Origin of the sequence: Bradyrhizobium sp. Tv2a-2 (genome assembly GCF_000472425.1) — a bacterium.
Lineage (GTDB): Bacteria > Pseudomonadota > Alphaproteobacteria > Rhizobiales > Xanthobacteraceae > Bradyrhizobium.
The window spans coordinates 1-16345 of sequence record NZ_AXAI01000054.1 but is presented as its reverse complement, the minus strand read 5'-3'; the positions used below and the strand labels follow the sequence as shown (position 1 = coordinate 16345).

The 16345-nt window shown below is 57.5% G+C and carries 14 protein-coding genes and 4 pseudogenes; 10 read left to right on the top strand and 8 right to left on the bottom strand.

The annotated features are described in order from the left end of the window. Together A3AI_RS0140920 and A3AI_RS0140915 are read right to left on the bottom strand one after the other, a co-directional pair. Positions 1-265 (bottom strand): transposase (locus tag A3AI_RS0140920; RefSeq protein WP_024521006.1); only part of this gene is annotated, 265 nt, incomplete at its 3' end. Positions 266-626: 361 nt separating this feature from the next. Further along, positions 627-1664 (bottom strand): IS110 family RNA-guided transposase, encoded by a 1038-nt coding sequence (locus A3AI_RS0140915; protein ID WP_024521005.1) that lies wholly within the window; start codon positions 1662-1664, stop codon positions 627-629. Between the two features lie 156 nt (positions 1665-1820). On the opposite strand from A3AI_RS0140915, the gene A3AI_RS0140910 reads away from it, so the two are divergent. The 3 genes from A3AI_RS0140910 to A3AI_RS44765 all read left to right on the top strand — a co-directional run bounded on the left by A3AI_RS0140910 (position 1821) and on the right by A3AI_RS44765 (position 4639). Beyond that, complete coding sequence (locus A3AI_RS0140910) at positions 1821-3260, top strand: IS1182 family transposase (RefSeq protein ID WP_024521004.1); 1440 nt, start codon at positions 1821-1823, stop codon at positions 3258-3260. Positions 3261-3303: 43 nt separating this feature from the next. Beyond that, entirely contained in the window at positions 3304-3525 is a 222-nt protein-coding gene (locus A3AI_RS50415; protein ID WP_502685795.1) for a recombinase family protein, read from the top strand. Between the two features lie 70 nt (positions 3526-3595). Next, positions 3596-4639 carry an IS630 family transposase gene (locus A3AI_RS44765; RefSeq protein ID WP_198030357.1) on the top strand — a complete coding sequence of 348 codons (1044 nt, stop codon included), beginning with the start codon at positions 3596-3598 and terminating at the stop codon, positions 4637-4639. 202 nt (positions 4640-4841) lie between these two features. On the opposite strand, the gene A3AI_RS0140900 is transcribed toward A3AI_RS44765, so the two are convergent. The 3 genes from A3AI_RS0140900 to A3AI_RS44760 form a co-directional block, all read right to left on the bottom strand. Further along, entirely contained in the window at positions 4842-5339 is a 498-nt protein-coding gene (locus A3AI_RS0140900) for a thermonuclease family protein (RefSeq protein WP_036051633.1), read from the bottom strand. 45 nt (positions 5340-5384) lie between these two features. Continuing rightward, positions 5385-5528 (bottom strand): hypothetical protein, encoded by a 144-nt coding sequence (locus A3AI_RS48570; protein ID WP_156928174.1) that lies wholly within the window; start codon positions 5526-5528, stop codon positions 5385-5387. 425 nt (positions 5529-5953) lie between these two features. Beyond that, entirely contained in the window at positions 5954-6421 is a 468-nt protein-coding gene (locus A3AI_RS44760; protein WP_283807328.1) for an FkbM family methyltransferase, read from the bottom strand. A 982-nt stretch (positions 6422-7403) separates the two neighbouring features. Between A3AI_RS44760 and A3AI_RS47040 the strand changes: the two are divergent. The 3 genes and pseudogenes from A3AI_RS47040 to A3AI_RS0140875 form a co-directional block, all read left to right on the top strand. Further along, positions 7404-7755: pseudogene (locus tag A3AI_RS47040) on the top strand (GDP-mannose 4,6-dehydratase); the annotation flags it as partial. Between the two features lie 53 nt (positions 7756-7808). Continuing rightward, positions 7809-8783 carry an O-methyltransferase gene (locus A3AI_RS0140880; RefSeq protein WP_036051625.1) on the top strand — a complete coding sequence of 325 codons (975 nt, stop codon included), beginning with the start codon at positions 7809-7811 and terminating at the stop codon, positions 8781-8783. 333 nt (positions 8784-9116) lie between these two features. Then, the gene (locus A3AI_RS0140875; protein ID WP_024521001.1) at positions 9117-9944 is read left to right on the top strand and encodes an IS256 family transposase; all 828 of its coding nucleotides are present in this window, start codon (positions 9117-9119) and stop codon (positions 9942-9944) included. Between the two features lie 148 nt (positions 9945-10092). Here A3AI_RS0140875 and tnpB read toward each other — a convergent pair whose 3' ends face one another. Continuing rightward, positions 10093-10413 (bottom strand): IS66 family insertion sequence element accessory protein TnpB, encoded by a 321-nt coding sequence (tnpB, locus tag A3AI_RS0140870; RefSeq protein WP_245287077.1) that lies wholly within the window; start codon positions 10411-10413, stop codon positions 10093-10095. 23 nt (positions 10414-10436) lie between these two features. Next, positions 10437-10859, bottom strand: coding sequence for an IS66-like element accessory protein TnpA (gene tnpA / locus A3AI_RS0140865; RefSeq protein WP_051382798.1), 423 nt, complete (start codon positions 10857-10859; stop codon positions 10437-10439). A gap of 610 nt (positions 10860-11469) precedes the next feature. Between tnpA and A3AI_RS44755 the strand changes: the two genes are divergently transcribed. The 4 genes and pseudogenes from A3AI_RS44755 to A3AI_RS50410 all read left to right on the top strand — a co-directional run. Further along, positions 11470-12006 carry a hypothetical protein gene (locus tag A3AI_RS44755; RefSeq protein ID WP_156928173.1) on the top strand — a complete coding sequence of 179 codons (537 nt, stop codon included), beginning with the start codon at positions 11470-11472 and terminating at the stop codon, positions 12004-12006. Positions 12007-12009: 3 nt separating this feature from the next. Then, positions 12010-12939, top strand: coding sequence for an SAM-dependent methyltransferase (locus A3AI_RS0140855; protein ID WP_024520998.1), 930 nt, complete (start codon positions 12010-12012; stop codon positions 12937-12939). 89 nt (positions 12940-13028) lie between these two features. Next, positions 13029-14288, top strand: a pseudogene (locus tag A3AI_RS44750) (transposase); the annotation flags it as partial. An 813-nt stretch (positions 14289-15101) separates the two neighbouring features. Continuing rightward, positions 15102-16022: pseudogene (locus A3AI_RS50410) on the top strand (MATE family efflux transporter); the annotation flags it as partial. Between the two features lie 38 nt (positions 16023-16060). Here the strand turns inward: A3AI_RS50410 and A3AI_RS50405 are convergent. Beyond that, a pseudogene (locus tag A3AI_RS50405) lies at positions 16061-16345 on the bottom strand (integrase core domain-containing protein); the annotation flags it as partial.

Sequence of the window (16345 nt, the reverse complement as noted above, 5' to 3'; positions counted from 1 at the left end):
GGTAATAGGGGTTCTCGATCCAGCGGGCGCACAACACCTCATCCGACAGGTTGTGCATGTGCTTCAAAATGAACAGGCCAGCGACAAGCCGCGTCGGAAGGCCAGGCTGCCCCGACCCTGCTTGGCACACCGAACTGAAGCGCTCATCCAGGACATTCCAGTCGATCAGCGCAGCCAACCGCACCAGCGGATGGCTCATGTCGATGATCCGATCCAGGGCCGGAAGCAGCAGGTCTTTCTGACGATCGTCCCGCGGTTTGCTCATCGCCTTCCCCAATGTCGATGACCTGCCGACAGGGAATCACGAATCGCCCAAAAGCAAAATCCCAAACCGCAAGAAAGCGAGGTCCAACACCCAGCTTTCCTGCAAAATCAAATACTATATCAAGACCAATTCCGCTAATGTCTCAGCACGATCTGAATTCTTCACGGACGACTCGCCGGGTCCATGGTTCTCTCCGCGGTAGGGGCGTGCCCTCCGCATGATGGCGTAAGATGACGTTAGCGGATCAATGTGTGAAGCGCGCTTTGCCCTCTCGAGCATCGCAAAGCCAGGGGCGATCTCACCAACGCCAGCGTCCCGGCAGGGACGTTCGCTCCCGCTGTTCGGTGGGAACTCGTTCTCCTTATGCAGGCTGATCAGCGGCGTCCTTTGATGACCATTTAAATTCGGAACCATCGATCCACATCCGATGCAGAATGACAGCAAGTTTTCGTGCAACCGCAACCTTCGCTTTGCGTAGCCCGCTTCGTTTCGCAAGCCGGATGCCCCACGCCTTGAGCGCTGACCATTTTGCTACGCGTGTGAGCAGCACATTGGCCGCCTCGTAGAGATAACTTCGCAGCATCTTGTCGCCGCATTTCGAGATTCGGCCCGTCCAGTCAATCTCGCCGGACGCGTATCGGCGGGTCGTTAGCCCTGCGCAAGCTGCGACGCTTCGTGATTTGAAGCGAGCCGGGTCATCGATCGTCGCAAGGAAGCAAAGGGCCGTGACCGGGCCGATGCCGGGAGCCGTCATGAACCGTCGCACCTGAGCATTATTGCGAGCCAGCCGCAGCACCTTCCGGTCAAGGTCCACAATCTGTTGCTCGACGGCCTCGCGGGCCTTCAGCAATGGATCGACCGCGGCAAGAAGCTCGCATCGATCGTCGGCCAACTGCGCGGCGCGCGCAGCAAACATATTCATCTTTGCTCGTCCGATGACGAGCCCAAGGTTCTTGAGGAGCCCCCGGATTTGATTTTCGATATCCCGCTTGATCTTGACGAGCAGAGCTCGGCTGACAAGAAGGGCTTTGGTCGCATGACTATCGAGATCCTTGACGCAAACCTCCTTGTACCAACCACATTGCATGATACGCGCTATGCCAGCAGCGTCATTTCGGTCGCTCTTGTTGATCTGCATCTTCAGAACCGCCTTCGCGTGCCTGGCGTCAATGCAGATAACGGGAAATCCGATCTTATTCAGCTCGGTCCACAACCATGTCGACGTTGCTCCGGTCTCGAGTCCAATCCGAACGACGTGTGGCGCGTGCAATTTAATAAACGTCGCGATCGCCTCCGGGTCAGACGCAACCACTCCTTCGCGCTCGACCTTTCCCGTCCGATCGACGATGCAGATCGAAGTCAGTTTCAGCGACACGTCTAATCCGACATAGTGCTCCATTGCCTCTCTCCGTCATTGCAAGGCCCTGAGGAGGCCTCGTCGATTCATGGAGAGCTGATTCCCGGAGCCTGAGTATGGCTCCGAGCCCGGAATTACCCCATGTGTGAAAATGCCTGCTGCTGTTATGATTCTCTTGTGATTCTGCGGGGGGAATTCATGACGCGCTTCGTTGAAGAGGCGGATCGTGGGCAATGGACTCTATTGCCGGAATGCCTCGATGATTTCATTGATGAGAGCAACCCTGTTCGCGTGATCCACGTGTTTGTTGACGCGCTCGATCTGGCTGAGATGAGTTTTGAGGGTGTTGAGCCGGCGGCCACTGGTCGGCCCTCGTACCATCCCTCGGTTCTCCTTAAGCTTTACATTTATGGCTATCTGAACCGGGTTCAGTCGAGCCGGCGGCTCGAACGAGAAGCCGGCCGCAATGTCGAGGTGATGTGGTTGCTGGGCCGGCTCGCTCCTGATCACAAGACCATCGCGGACTTCCGCAAAGACAATGGCCTGGCGCTGCGCAAGGTCTGCGCACACTTCGTCGAGCTTTGCCGTGAGATGGGGCTGCTCGCGACTGCGAGCGTAGCCATCGATGGCAGCAAGTTCAAAGCCGTCAACAACCGGGACAGGAACTTCACGCGGGCGAAGGTGGAACGACGGCGTGCTCGGCTGGAGGAGAGCGTTGCGCGCTATCTGAGCCAGCTTGACACAGCTGACCGACAGGAGCCGACGGAGGCGCTGGCCGCGAAGGTGACGAGGCTCACCGAAAAGCTGACAAAACTGAAGGAGGAAATGGCCAAGCTTGCCGTCTACGAGAAGCAGATGCTGGCTTCGCCCGACCAGCAAATCTCCCTGACCGATCCCGACAGCCGCTCGATGGCAACCAGCGGCCGCGGCTCCGGCGTCGTCGGCTATAACGTGCAGGTCGCCGTCGATACCGAGCACCATCTGATCGTGACGCACGAGGTGACGAACAGCGGCTCAGATCGAGCCCAACTGGCCAATATGGGCAGGCAAGCGAAGGCTGTTCTCAAGACCGAGACGCTCGAGGCCGTTGCCGATCGCGGCTACTTCAGCAGCTCGGAGATCCTCGCGTGCCACGAGGCCGGCATCACGGTAACTCTGCCCAAGCCGCAGACGTCGGGTGCCAAGTCGGAGGGGCGCTTCGGCAAGCAGGACTTTGTCTATTTGCCGGAGGAAGACGCCTATCGCTGTCCGGCTGGGGAGCGACTGCCATATCGCTTTACGAGCGAGGAAGACGGCAAGCGGATGAGGCGCTACTGGACCACCGCCTGTCAAAATTGTTCGCTCAAATCCCAGTGCACGACAGGGCCAGAGCGGCGGATTCCACGATGGGAACATGAGCATCTGCTCAAGACTGTACAGCAGCGCCTTGACGCAAACCCACAAGCCATGCGCCAGCGTCGCGAAACAGTCGAGCATCCGTTTGGCACGATGAAGGCCCGCATGGGAGCGACACACTTCCTCACCAAAACACTTCCAAAAGTAGCCGCTGAAATGGCGCTCTCGGTCCTGGCCTACAATCTGACACGGGTGATGAACATCGACGGGATCAAACCACTGATCGCTGCGATCGCGGCCTGAAGCACACCCAGATCTGGCTCCAGGGGCGACGCCCGTTTGAGGGCTGTTTTTACACGACCAAGACCCAAAGCAGAACTCGAAAGGACTGCTGAGAGATGGTGAACGAAAATACCTGACCACGGATCATGTTAGGGTCGCGCCAGGGCCGACCGAGGAACTGGCTGTCGTGAGGTGGATCTTCCAAAAGTTTCAGGAGTGTAGATCAGAAACTGCGATCGCTCGCGAACTCAATCGCAGGACTGTGCCTAGACGACCGATTCCATGAAACCGGCACGGAACTGGAAGTGTGTTCGTGGATTCCTCGTTTTGAGATTGTCCGAACGAGGGTTGGTATCATGGCAACATGGTGGCAAGCAGTTGAGTTGGCGATGACTGAGAAGGAAATCGAAACGTTGACGGCTCTTTCGCGGTCTCGAACCGAGTCGGCGAGCCGGGTGTCACGGGCAGCGATGCTTCTCGCCTATGGCGAGAACCCGTCGTTCTTTGCGGTGGGACGAAGACTTGGCGTGCATCAACAGACGGTTCAGCGCTGCATCGAGCGGGCGGTCGCCTATGGTGCGCTGGCGGCACTCGACGACCGACCGCGACCGGGCAAGGAGCCAGTGATCACGCCGGAGGCCAAGGCCTGGCTGGTGTCTTTGGCGTGCGACAAGGCCAAGGAGCACGGCTACCCGCACGAGCTGTGGACGACGCGGCTGCTGGCACGCCATGCGCGTGAGCATGGTCCGTCGGCGGGACATCAATGCCTTGCCAACCTGGTCCAGGGCACGGTGTGCAAGATTCTCGGCCAAGAGGAAATCAAGCCGCACAAGGTGCGCTACTATCTGGAGCGTCGCGATGCCGAGTTCGAGCAGAAAATGGCGGAGGTCCTGTGTGTCTATCGCGAGGTCCAGGTCCTGAAGAAGAGTGCCGCCAGGTCGAAGAAATCGGGCAAGCGAGTGGCGATCGTCTCCTACGACGAAAAGCCCGGAATCCAGGCGATCGCGACGACGGCGCCGGATTTGCCGCCTGTGCCAGGCATCTATCCGGCCTTTGCGCGCGATTTTGAGTATAGACGTCATGGCACGCTCAGCTTGTTGGCTGGAATTGATCTGCTGACCGGGAAGGTCCACGCTCTCGTCAAAGATCGCCACCGCAGCCGCGAGTTCATCGAATTTCTCAAACTTATCGATACTGCCTATCCGGCCGGCACCGCGATCAAGTTGATTCTCGACAATCATTCCGCACACATCTCGAAAGAAACCAGAGCCTGGCTCGATACACGACCCGTATTGGCCGCTTCGAGTTTACGTTCACGCCCAAGCACGGCTCCTGGCTCAACCTCATCGAGGGCTTCTTCTCCAAGTTCGCCCGCTCCGTCCTGCGCCACATCCGGGTGACCTCAAAACACGAACTCAAGGAGCGCATCATGGCCGGCATCGACGACGTCAATCGGTATCCAGTCGTCCACACCTGGTCCTACAAGCTCGCCGAGGCCGCCTGATATGATTCGAATCACGAAAACGCAGACCTAGTGCCACCTGCGTAAGTGCGGTGATCGGCCATCACGTTGTGGATTGAAACGCCTCGCAGTCAAGGCCATCAAGGATGGGCATTTGCATCGTCCGAACAGGCAGACGGCTTTCCGCTCGCACGGATGCATGCACGATAGAGCCACGGCTCGACGAAGCTGCCCTTCCAAAGTCCCCGACCGGCGCGCTCAGCCTCGCGCTGAGCTTCGTGATATCTGCCTTTCGAGTATTGCGGCCAATCCAACGCAAGACCGTTGCGCACAAGCCATTCCACAAGATCCGCACCCGCGACTGAACAGGTCGCGACCGTGCGGCCGTACGGTTCGAGGCTGAGAGGGACACAGTTGACGGAGCGCCCGGCAATGTATGCGTCGAGGTCATTCGCCGCCTGCGAGCCACAGCGGTACTGTAGACTGTCCTCACCGCGACATAGCTGAGTGCTTTCCGGAGCGTCCACCCCCCAAAGGCGGATCCGCGTTCCGTGAATTTCCAGCGTGTCGCCGTCAATGACGCTGGCCTGACCGCCAAAATTGTCGGCCAGAGCCGCGCTTGACAGCAGCAGGAGCATCAATAGGAGGGCTCGGCGCTTGCTCATAGCGTTGGGTACCAGCGATTACTGCAGATTGCGGGGATTGGATTTCGGCCAGTTCTCAAGTGGCTTCAGCGACGGCAGGTTCTCTGGCCGCTCGGGGTAATGAAACTCCATGCCGCGACGCCAACGCCCCTCGAAGCGATCCCAAAACAACATCGCATCCATCTGCCAGGCAAACTCATAGACACTCCAAACGCCGTCGTTCTCTATGACTTCACCCCTTGCGTTGATCCACGAAGCGGCACTTCAGCGTAGCCTACCACCCGATCCCGCAGGGTGGCACCCCGCCGGAGGATGATATCTCGCCAGATCAACTCAGCACGCGATCACCGCGTTTGGCGACGCCTCGCCTGCCCGCAGTTGTGATGAGAGTTGTCCAACCGGCCCTCGCATGCCTACGCAAACTTTCGGGATGTGGATGGCCGTAGACATTGCGGGTGGACACCCGCCTCGATACGCCGCCTCTCTCAACCCGTCATCACCCAGTTTCGCCCATAGCTCCTGGTTCCTCCGATGGAGTCGAAGACCTCCGAAGAATCACAACCACCTGAAATCACCGAGCTTTAAATTTTCGGTCGGCTTCTCAGACTCTAAAAGCTGGTGTTCCTAAGCAATACATCGCCATATACTGCGCCGGGGTACTGGGTCACCAGTTCGAATGAGGGTAAGAGCTCAAGGATGGCTTGCAGCGACAGCTGCCCTTCGTAGAGCTCTTTGTCGCTGTATTCAGTGTAGATGAAATGCGTATTGCTCAGGGCTTGCTTGCCGCCTGCGATCACGTCTGCCTCGGCTCCTTGCACATCCATCCAAATGAGATCGATGTTGTTCAGGTTCGCTTCGACGCACCAATCGTCTAGTCTTCGAGACTCAACTGAGATGGGCTGATCGAACCGAACCCAATCATATTCGACAAGATGCCTCTTGGGTCGACGTATTGAACCAGAGAGATCCCATTCCTTCGCCTCTCCTTCTCCATTGCTTGGATGGAAGTCGGCCTTACCGTTTCGATCGCTGATGGCAATCTCAAATAGCGCCACCTTGTCGAGGTACGGATTCATGTCGTTTTAAAGCGGGCAGCGGCTCGGGCGTCTGGCTCAAAGCAATAGAGCTTGGCCTCTGGACACAGCCTGAGAAAGCATTGAGCATCGGTTCCGTCGTTGCAACCGATGTCCAAAATGACAGGATCGGGTTTTTGGAGAAGCGAGACGATGTGCTCATGTACTGTTAGCAAGACCGAGGCTCTCTTCTTGGAGATCGGACAAAGATGGGCAGCCATCCTTACAGCCTAAATTTTCTTACTCGCGAACGACATTTTAATATCTGCCATTATCAATGAGCCGTAAAATCGATTGTTTTGATGGCAACCATCCACGCGATGGATTTGTCTCTGCCATACGTTTTGACTGCCTGACGAAAGCCGTTTGTTAAGAGCGTGCCATTATCCTCGAAGCGCCGGTGATGCGGCCCGGGATGCGCGAGCGTGTGGATCCGGGATATCTCGAAAGGATCGCCGGGACGCAGGGTCGCAGAGATTGGAACGCGCAGTGACTTGCCGCAGACAATCAGCTACGGCGCAACTCCGGTCACAAAGAGAGCTGATCTCACACGGAAGGCACCAAACTCGACCTCCCCCATGGTCACGTCGTTTGTGCGACCAGAGATACCATGCGAGCCGAAATAGTTCGCAACATCCTAGTTTTCTGGGCCCGCCACAACGCAGCCAGTATCGCATAAGTTCGATTGTTGCCGTCTTACTCGGAAATCGATCGGATTGGGAAAGTCCATTTAACTCCGTCATCGACGCTCAACTACGCGCACGCCCCCCGTTCAATCTATATGAATGTATGCGATCTATATGAATGTATATAATGTGTATGAGGGTTTGTGCTGTATATGATGTGGATGGATCACCGCTTACCGCCATTTGCGTGCCGTCGCTGGCCTGCGCCTCTGCATCTTTTCGGCTCCTTGGTTCCGAAATCAAGCGCAACTGTTGCGGCCCAACCGCGTGATTGAAATCGACTTCGAGTTGACTTCGAAATGACGAGTAATAGGGACAGCGTGTCGTTTGCTGCAATCGGAGAGACAACGACGTCTCAAGACTCGAGACGTCGCGTAGCGCCCTCTACCGGCGTAACCGGCCAGGACGCCGCATATCTTGCCGAATATCTGCTCGGCTTGGGCTATACCGTGCATGGCATCAAGCGCCGCTCGTCCTCATTCAACACCGCCCGCGTCGGTCATCTCTATCAGAACCCCATATCGACAACGTGCTTTTCCTGATGCAGGACGGCGACATGACGGAATCGGCCAATTTGATCCGCCTGCTGCAGATCCGTGCGACCGAGATCTACAACCTCGCAGCGCAAGGCATGTCGGCGTCAGCTTCGAGAAAACGAATGCTCCCAGAATGTGGACTGTGAGCGCGAAAGACAGGAGATTCGATTGTCCATTGCACCCGACTCGATCGCGAAGGCCGCTCAGGGGCTAAACGCTCTTGCAAAGCAATACGATGGAAACGGCGAGTCTGAGAGAGCAGAGCAGCTGTATAGAATGGCGGCGGAACTCGAGCTCAGTTCGGCTGAGCTGCAAGATTGCTGGGGCGGGCCGCTCAATGGGCAAGTCGGACGCCAAGCCATATTCGTAGATGTTGTCGGACGCATCCGTCCCGTTTCGATTCTCGAAACCGGCACTTTTCGTGGGATTACCACGCAGTGGTTTGCGGAGCACTTTAACGGCCCAATACATACCTGCGAAAAGGAAAGAATGTTTGCGCTCGAGGCAGCTGCTCGGCTTTCCAGGTTTCGCAACATCGACCTGCATGTTGCGGATTCTCGCCAGTTTCTGGAGAACGCGCTCAACCAACATAGCGAACATGATCCCTTGTTCATCTACTTGGACGCACATTGGGAAGAGGATATTCCACTCCGTGAGGAGCTTCGGCTCATCTTTGCGAATCATCCGAAATCAATTGTTGCGATTGATGACTTCCAGGTGCCAACGGACTTTGGATATGGTTGGGACAACTACGGACCCGGCAAGTCCCTGGACCTAGACTACCTAAAGGGAGTCATTCCCGACACAGCCCAGATTTTTTTTCCCACGTTGCCTTCAAGCGACGAAACAGGTGCGGTCCGTGGACTGTGTATTTTAGCTACGGAATTGGGTGAGAATCTGAAGGGCTGTCCGCTACTTTGCGGTGCACGTTTTGACGAATGGCAAAGGGTGCGAAACAGTCCCGTCTCGGACCTCAGGCAGCAGCTGCGGTCATCTGAGGAGAGATTGGAAGTCATAACGGGTGAGCGTGATGCTCGACTCGAACAAATTCACAAACTTACCGAGCTGGTTCAAGATTTCGAGGCTGAGGCCCGGGAATTGGGGCTAAGAATGAGCAGCTTGAAGCAGAGCATGCACACATAACGAAGCGGATCGTGAATTTGGATCGGTCACTCAAGTGCGCTCAAGCTGAAAGTGATGCTCGCCCCATCAGGTCAACACGCTCAAATGCGAGACGGAAGAGCTCCTGATGCATGCGCGTGGACTGGCCCTGAAGGCGCGGGTGGCGATTTGGTTTTGATGTCTCCGTTGGGCCTTGTCGGTGACCGCCGATTGGACGCGTCGCAGCTTCGCGTGTCAAGCCGGCGAGACGCGAGCCTTGGCGGCTTCGGCCAGACGACGGGCCACGTGTCCCGAGGGTGTCCGGAACGATGTGTAAGGAGGTTTCTGTGAGTTTACCTTTAAGAGGAGACTCACATGACGACCGATTCGACGATTACGCCTGAACTGCTAGACCAACTTCTTGCGAACTACAGCAAGCCCGCAGACCTGACCGGGGAGAACTGGCTGTTCAAGCAGCTGAAGAAGGCTTTGATCGAGCGAGCGCTTGGGGCCGAGCTGACCGAGCATTTGGGCTATGAGAAGGGCGATCCCGCCGGCCGCGGCTCAGGCAACAGCCGCAATGGGACGAGCTCGAAGACGATCCTGACGGAGGATAGCGAGATGGAGATTACCGTACCTCGCGATCGCGCCGGCAGCTTCGAGCCGCAGCTGATCACCAAGGGGCAGACCCGGTTCGATGGCTTCGATGACAAGATCCTAAGCCTCTACCCGCAGACGCTGGTGCAGACGTGCATCGTGCACCTGATCCGCAACAGCCTTGCCTTCGTCTCCTGGAAGGACCGCAAGGCGATCCTGCCCTCGATCAAGGCGATCTATCGGGCCGAGAGCGCCGACGCGGCGTTGCTGCGGCTTGCGGAGTTCGAGGCCGAATGGGGCAAGCGCTACCCCGCCATCGGCCAGATCTGGCGCACTGCGTGGGAGCACGTGGTGCCGTTCTTCGCCTTCGCACCAGGTATCCGCAAGATGATCTACACGACCAATGCGGTCGAGGCGCTGCATCGCTCGCTGCGCAAGATCATCAAGACCCGCGGCAGCTTCCCGACCGACGAGGCGGCACTCAAGCTGTTGTATCTCGCCATCAGGAACGAAGGCGTCCATTGGCGGCGGCCGGTCGAATGGACTGCCGCGATGGGGCAGTTCGCCATCTACTTCGGCGCGCGGTTTCCTGGAACGGCGCGCTAATGATCACAACCGACATCACGGCGCCGACAATTCTGCTTGGCCATGCCGTCGATGCCAGCCTTCAATGTCTCAAGCGCCAAACCCACCTTCACAGAAATCTCTTACACAAAACTTCGGACATTCCCCGTGTCCCCACTCCTGGGGCGATTCAGGCAACTTTCGTCGGCCGCCTCGTCACCTTCGGGACCACACGCGACCACTCCGCAAGACCTTCAATCAGCATCGCCAGTTGCGCCCCAGTGACCAGCATCGTACTCTCGCGAACAGGTGGCCAGGCGAAGCCCCCATCCTCGAGCCACTTCGTCGCAAGCGAGCCGTCAAAAACGAGTAGCTTCAAACGATCCGATCGCTTCGATCGGAAGACATAAACGTCGCCGCTGTAGGGCTTGCCGCTCAACTCCTCCGCCACCAGCGCGACCAGGCCATGAACTCCTTTGCGAAAGTCAATCGGCTGCGTCGCGACGAACACGGACCATTGGACCGAACGAGAGATCATCGCGTCGACCTCACCGCCGCTAGCACGCGCTCCAGCGTCACGGCGTCGACGCCGACGGGCACGCGCACCGTCGCGCCCGCGATCATCACCTCGATCCGCTCGGCCGGACCCGTCAGAATGTGAGGCTTGCCGATCGCATTCGGCCGAGCCTCGACGGCGTCGTCGAGCCTGACCTGTACGAACTGCGGCGCTTCACTCGACACGAGCCGCGCCTGGCGCCGCCACACACTGAGCAGTCCCCGGTTGACCCCGTTGCGCCGCGCCACCTCGGAAATGCTCGTCTCCGGATCGGCGCTCTCGGCCACGATCCGCGCCTTCTTCGCATCGCTCCAACTGCGCCGTCGCCTCTCCCCCGTGATCACTTCGATCCGCTGATAGGAGTCGGCATCATGCCTGTCTTGATGTCTGTCTTGATGCATCGAATGAGTGTCCCTCGCGTTGTCTAATCCAATCGCGAGTCTCGCTCATCCCGTCCACCTAAACGAGGTGGGAGCGTCGTACCGCTATCGACTGATTAACCATAGCTGTTGAGGTTTGCGGGATGTCGATTCCCCGCGAGCCTTATCCTTCTGACGTTTCCGATGACTAGAGCAACCGCTTTCGACGAAACACGCGAGCCAACGATCCGCCTCCGGAATTATCATGATTTGGCGCGGGTTATCGCGGCTGACTGACAGCGAACTGGGGGGCGCGATCAACGCAAGAATTATGAGTAATTGATTGGCGCTTACCGTGCAAACCTACGTATAGCTCACGCATCCCTAGTTCTAGCGCGCATTTACCTCCGTACAATTGAGCGATCCGTTGCACGCGGTCTAGTCTCATGGCCAATCAATGGCGGCTTGAATGCCATCGCCGAGTTGTCGGCGATGCCACAGCCGACATATTCCTGCGTGACTACCAGCATGATGTCGATTTCTGCGCCTTCATGTCGATTTGGTTCTTCGAAGAGCAAAAGCACAGCCTCACGCTGCTCGAATATTTGCGACGATTTGTCCAGAGGTTCCGCCCACTGAAGAGGAGAAGACCTTGCCGCAGTGCGTTTCGAGTTCGAGCCTGCGCGCCGGCCTTGGAAGCCCGGGACTGTACTCCTGCGGCGAGATGCGCCTGGCTCATTGGTACCGCTGCGCCTCAGCGCATTATTTCGAGCCGGCTATCAAGCACAGTTATACCGTGCCGGCCAATGACGAGGCGCGGCACGCGCGCATCTATTGCGACTATATGCGCAAAGCGATTGCTAGGGGAGGCGAGGATGCCTTCCGTGCATTCTCGAAGATTGGCGTGCATTATGACCAATGCTTGCCTGAATCGTGCGATGCATCCGACAAATCTACGTCAACAAGGATCTCTATCCCGACGACACCGTCAATGGGCGACTACCTGATCCAGCTTGGATGGAAGAGTGGCTCAACGAAGAGATCCGAGTCGACCGGCTGGGAAAATAAGGTGGAGGGCGCGATCCTCATGAATCTCTCATGGGCTTTCGGCGAAACGTTCGGGTCGTCACACAATCTCCGGCGGTTCAGCGAGGAGCTTAAATCTACTGAAATGAATGCAGGTTTATAACGCATGGCGACGCAATCCGATATTTCCTATCATTACGATGTAGATAACGAGTTTTACGCATTCTTTCTTGACAAGGATCACATGGCCTATAGCTGCGGCGTCTGGGATGGTGCGGTTGACCTTGAGCATGCGCAAAAACAAAAGTTGGCCCGAATTGCTTCGTTTGCCCGGGTGAAAGCTTCGGATCGGGTCATGGATGTAGGGTGTGGATGGGGTGGCTTGCTTCGCTATGCATTGGATGAAGTTGGCGCCGCTTCAGCGATCGGGCTTACTTTAAGCAACGATCAGTTCGCCTATATCTCCGGACGAACGAGAGAGACCATCCATGTGGAGCTTCGCTCATGGGCCGACTATCCCGCGCCGACGCAGAAATTTGACGCCGTCATGTCGGTAGGCGCGTTTGAGCATTTTGCATCGATGGAAGATCGCGCAAGAAATGTTCATTGCGACATCTATAGGAAGTTCTTTCAGTGGTGCTCGGATATTTCGGTGGACCAGGCCAGTCTTGGCTTGCAGACGATCATCTCCACCCGGTCTCCACGCGATTTGAGCGAGGTGCGCGATGTCCGGTTTCTGCTTAAAGATGTGTTCAAGGGTTCGGCGCTTCCGAGCGTTGATGACGTCTTGGAGGCGAGCCGCGGGATTTACGAGGTCATGGAGCTCCGGCGCATCGGTAAAGATTACGCAAGAACGCTTTTGGAATGGAAAGCGCGCCTCATCATGAGTCGGGCAAAGGTTATCGATCGATATGGCGAATGGTTGTTCCATCACTATGAGCGTTATTTCGATTCGGCAGAGCGCGGCTTCAGCTCGGGACTTGTAGATCTGCTGCAGGTATCCCTGCGTAAGAAAGTACGGATATCGAACAAGCTGGCTAGGGCCGATTCTGTTGAAAAAGGCGGCAGTTGCGACGCCGATGGATCAGTGATTTAGCTTGTCTAAGTGGCAGGACTGAAGATCATGATGGGACATCGGTAACTCGAGCAGGCTGCGTTGTTCTAGAATTCTCGCTCGAAAGACATATTCCCGGTGATCACTTTCTCAGGTCAATCGACAGGTTCGTCGACCTTCAAGAGATCAGGCGGGACCTGCACCTTTCTACAGCAGCATCGGCCGGCCTTCGATCGATTCCGAACTGATGATCCGGATGCTCCTTATTGGTTACTGCTTTGGCATTCGATCGGAGCGGCGCCTGTGCGATGAGGTTCACCTCAATTCGACCTACCGGTGGTTCTGCCGGCTCGGTCTGGATGGGACAGTGCCGGATCACTCGACGTTCTTCAAGAACTATGGCCGCTTCCGGGAGAGTGCTCTGTTTCGGCGTGTGTTCGAGAGCGTCTTGCGCCGCTGCATCAGGGAGCGGCTGATTGGGGGGACGGATTTGCAGTCGATGCGAGCCTGATCAAGGCCGATGCCAACCGACAGAAGGGGATCGAAGGCGACAAGGGACTACCCCCGGGAGCTGCCGGCCGAACGATCGATGAGTATCTGGCCGTCCTCGACGATGCCGCTTTCGGAGCAGCGACCGAGGTCACGCCGAAGTTCGTGTCGCCTTGCGACCCGGCGGCGCGCTGGACTGGGGCGCACGGCGGCCAAGCCTTCTTCGCCTACTCGACAAACTACGTGGTCGACATCGAGAACGCGATCATCGTCGATGTCGAGGCAACCACGGCCATCCGGCAGGCGGAGGTGCTGGCGGCCAAGCGCATGAATGAGCGCTCGCTGGAACGGTTCGATCTCTATCCAGGCCGGCTTCTCGGCAACACCGGCTATGGCTCAGCCGAGATGCTCGGCTGGTTGGTCTGCGAGCATGGGATTAAGCCGCACGTTACCGTGTTCGACAAGTCGGTCCGCACGGATGGGACCTACTCGCGCCACGACTTCACCTATGACCACGCGGGTGATGTCTACCGCTGTCCCGGCGGCAAGGCCCTCACCACGACCCGAGCGTTGATGAACGATGGCGCCACGATGCTTTACGTCGCCAGCAAGCGCGATTGCGATCGGTGCGCCCTCAAGTCCCGATGCTGCCCAAGCAGGCATCGCGGAAAGTACCGCGCTCGATCTACGAGGGCGATCGCGACATGGCGCACCAGATCGCAAGCTCTTGGGAGGGCCGCACTTCGCGTCGGCTCCGCTAGAAGATTGAGATGCTGTTCGCGTACCTCAAGCGCATTCTCGCGCTCGACCGTTTACGGCTACGAGGCCCAAACGGTGCGCGCGACGAGTTCACTCTCGTAGCCACCGCTCAGAATCTTCGCAAGATGGCCAAGCTGATCCCGATGCAAACCCTCGAGCCGGCGCAAAGGCCAGTACAGCCGTTCGGCCCCATCGGCACTGGCGCTAATACGTCCGAAACGCCATCATGCGGCGGCTCCTGTAGAGACGAACGCGGAAAGAACCATGAACCCGGCAGTGGATCACAGTTGTCTATCGGGGTTGACACCGTGCCCGCGATTAAAGAACGGACGACTACGCCTCCAGGATGTGGGTCGTCTCATCGCAGCTTCTGGGAGCCGTGAGTCTGGACATATGCACGCGACGAGCTCTCGAAACGCCTTGAGTCACACCTAGCGTCAGGTTGTACGATCTCGAAGTGGACGGCAACCGTCTCTGGCCCGACAAAGCGCTATCCAACAAGCAATCGAGGTTGCGAATGTCTCAACTCTTTGGCTCGTGCAACAAGAGCTTCATTATCTGCATTAGGGGCGGTTTGGCGCTGTCCACATTTTCGTCCGCGAGATTGAATTCGAAGCCTGCGCGGACTCAAAGCCTACACGATTAAGAGGCCTATGCCATTGAGCGCTTGGCTATCGTCCATTAGTCGACCTGCTGAGATTTCGAATTCGGATCTCCGAACTTAAAAGGATCGCGCTCTAACCCGTTGAGATACGCGTTCCTGATGGATGTTTATCGAGAGCGGCTTCAAACCGTCGCCCATTGGGGGACAGGAGTTCGCGTGCGCATCGCTGTCACTTTCCAAAACTGGATGGCGGCGCAATCGTGCGACATTGCGAACCAGCGCGGGAAAGTGAATCCTTTCCGTGCAGGTAGAGTTCGGATTGCTTCATCAGAAGCAACGGGGCGGCATCTCTATGGATAAAATAACGGAAACAAAACCGGTGTCATCTGCGCGACACAGACCGCTGAGACGGGCAGCTGACCATCATTTCGCTGCTGAACTCAACGAAACCGCGAAACTCGCGTTGCCAATGGTGCTGACGCAGCTTGGGCAGATCGCTATGATTACGACCGATCTCGCATTCATCGGGCGCATCGGTCCCGAGGCGGTTGCGGCGGCAGCGCTAGGGGGCACGGCCTTATCCGTCGGCCTCACCTTCGGTGCGGGCTTGGTGTCGGCGGTGGCGCCGCTTGCGGCGCAGGCTTTTGGTGCCGCCAATCCGGCCCTGGTGCAGCGCACGCTACGGATGGGCCTCTGGGCCGCGCTTCTTCTGTGGGTGCCAATGATGGCCTTTTCGCTGCGCGGCGAACAAATTCTGCTGGCGCTCGGCTATGGTCCGGCAACAGTTCGGCTTGCTCAGCAATATCTGTTCGGGCTTGGCTGGGGTATGTTACCGGCACTGTGGTTCTCGGCCATTCGCAGTTTCATGTCGTCGGTCAGCCGCGCCGAGCCGGTCCTATGGATCACGCTCGTGGCCATTCCCATCAATGCAATGCTGGTCTATCTCTTGATCTGTGGCAAGTTCGGCCTGCCGCGGCTGGAACTGTTCGGCGCGGGTCTTGCCACGACGCTGGTAAACTGCGCGACGTTTTTAGCCAGCTTATGGTTCGCCACAATGCGTCGCCCTTTCCGTGACTACCACGTGCTTGCAGATCTTTGGCGCTTCGATTGGGCATTGATGCGGCAGCTGATCGTGGTCGGGACGCCGATCTCCATCGCCATTCTAATGGAGTCGGGATTTTCTTCTGCCGCGGCGCTCTTGATAGGAGCGATCAGCACCACGGCGGTAGCGGCCCACCAGATCGCGTTCCAGGTCAGCACGGTCCTGTTCATGACCGCTACAATTGGCATCGTCCTCATGGCAGTATCGGTGTTTAGTCCCGGCATTTGCTGGAGCGGATTGAGTTTGAATCGTTCTGGCTGGGAAGTCCAGCATTTGCAGATGTATTCGTAAGGCGTGAGGCCCTTCAGGGTCTTCAGCCGCCGAGCGTAGTTGTAGGCGTTGATGAAGTCGGCAAGGTGAGCTTGGAGCTGATCGTGTCGATCGTAGTGGTAGCGTTGGACGGTCGCTTCCTTGATCGTGCGGTTCATGCGCTCGACCTGGCCATTGGTCCAGGGATGCTTGATCTTGGTCAGGCGATGTTCGATCCCGTTCTC

Bases quoted from the DNA above. Each gene is read 5' to 3' on its own strand.
- A3AI_RS44765 (WP_198030357.1), top strand. From the start codon at position 3,596: ATGGCAACATGGTGGCAAGCAGTTGAGTTGGCGATGACTGAGAAGGAA.
- A3AI_RS44760 (WP_283807328.1), bottom strand. From the start codon at position 6,421: ATGAATCCGTACCTCGACAAGGTGGCGCTATTTGAGATTGCCATCAGC.
- A3AI_RS0140875 (WP_024521001.1), top strand. From the start codon at position 9,117: ATGACGACCGATTCGACGATTACGCCTGAACTGCTAGACCAACTTCTT.
- A3AI_RS0140910 (WP_024521004.1), top strand. From the start codon at position 1,821: ATGACGCGCTTCGTTGAAGAGGCGGATCGTGGGCAATGGACTCTATTG.
- tnpA (WP_051382798.1), bottom strand. From the start codon at position 10,859: ATGCATCAAGACAGACATCAAGACAGGCATGATGCCGACTCCTATCAG.
- A3AI_RS0140900 (WP_036051633.1), bottom strand. From the start codon at position 5,339: ATGCTCCTGCTGCTGTCAAGCGCGGCTCTGGCCGACAATTTTGGCGGT.
- A3AI_RS0140915 (WP_024521005.1), bottom strand. From the start codon at position 1,664: ATGGAGCACTATGTCGGATTAGACGTGTCGCTGAAACTGACTTCGATC.
- A3AI_RS48570 (WP_156928174.1), bottom strand. From the start codon at position 5,528: ATGGATGCGATGTTGTTTTGGGATCGCTTCGAGGGGCGTTGGCGTCGC.
- A3AI_RS0140855 (WP_024520998.1), top strand. From the start codon at position 12,010: ATGGCGACGCAATCCGATATTTCCTATCATTACGATGTAGATAACGAG.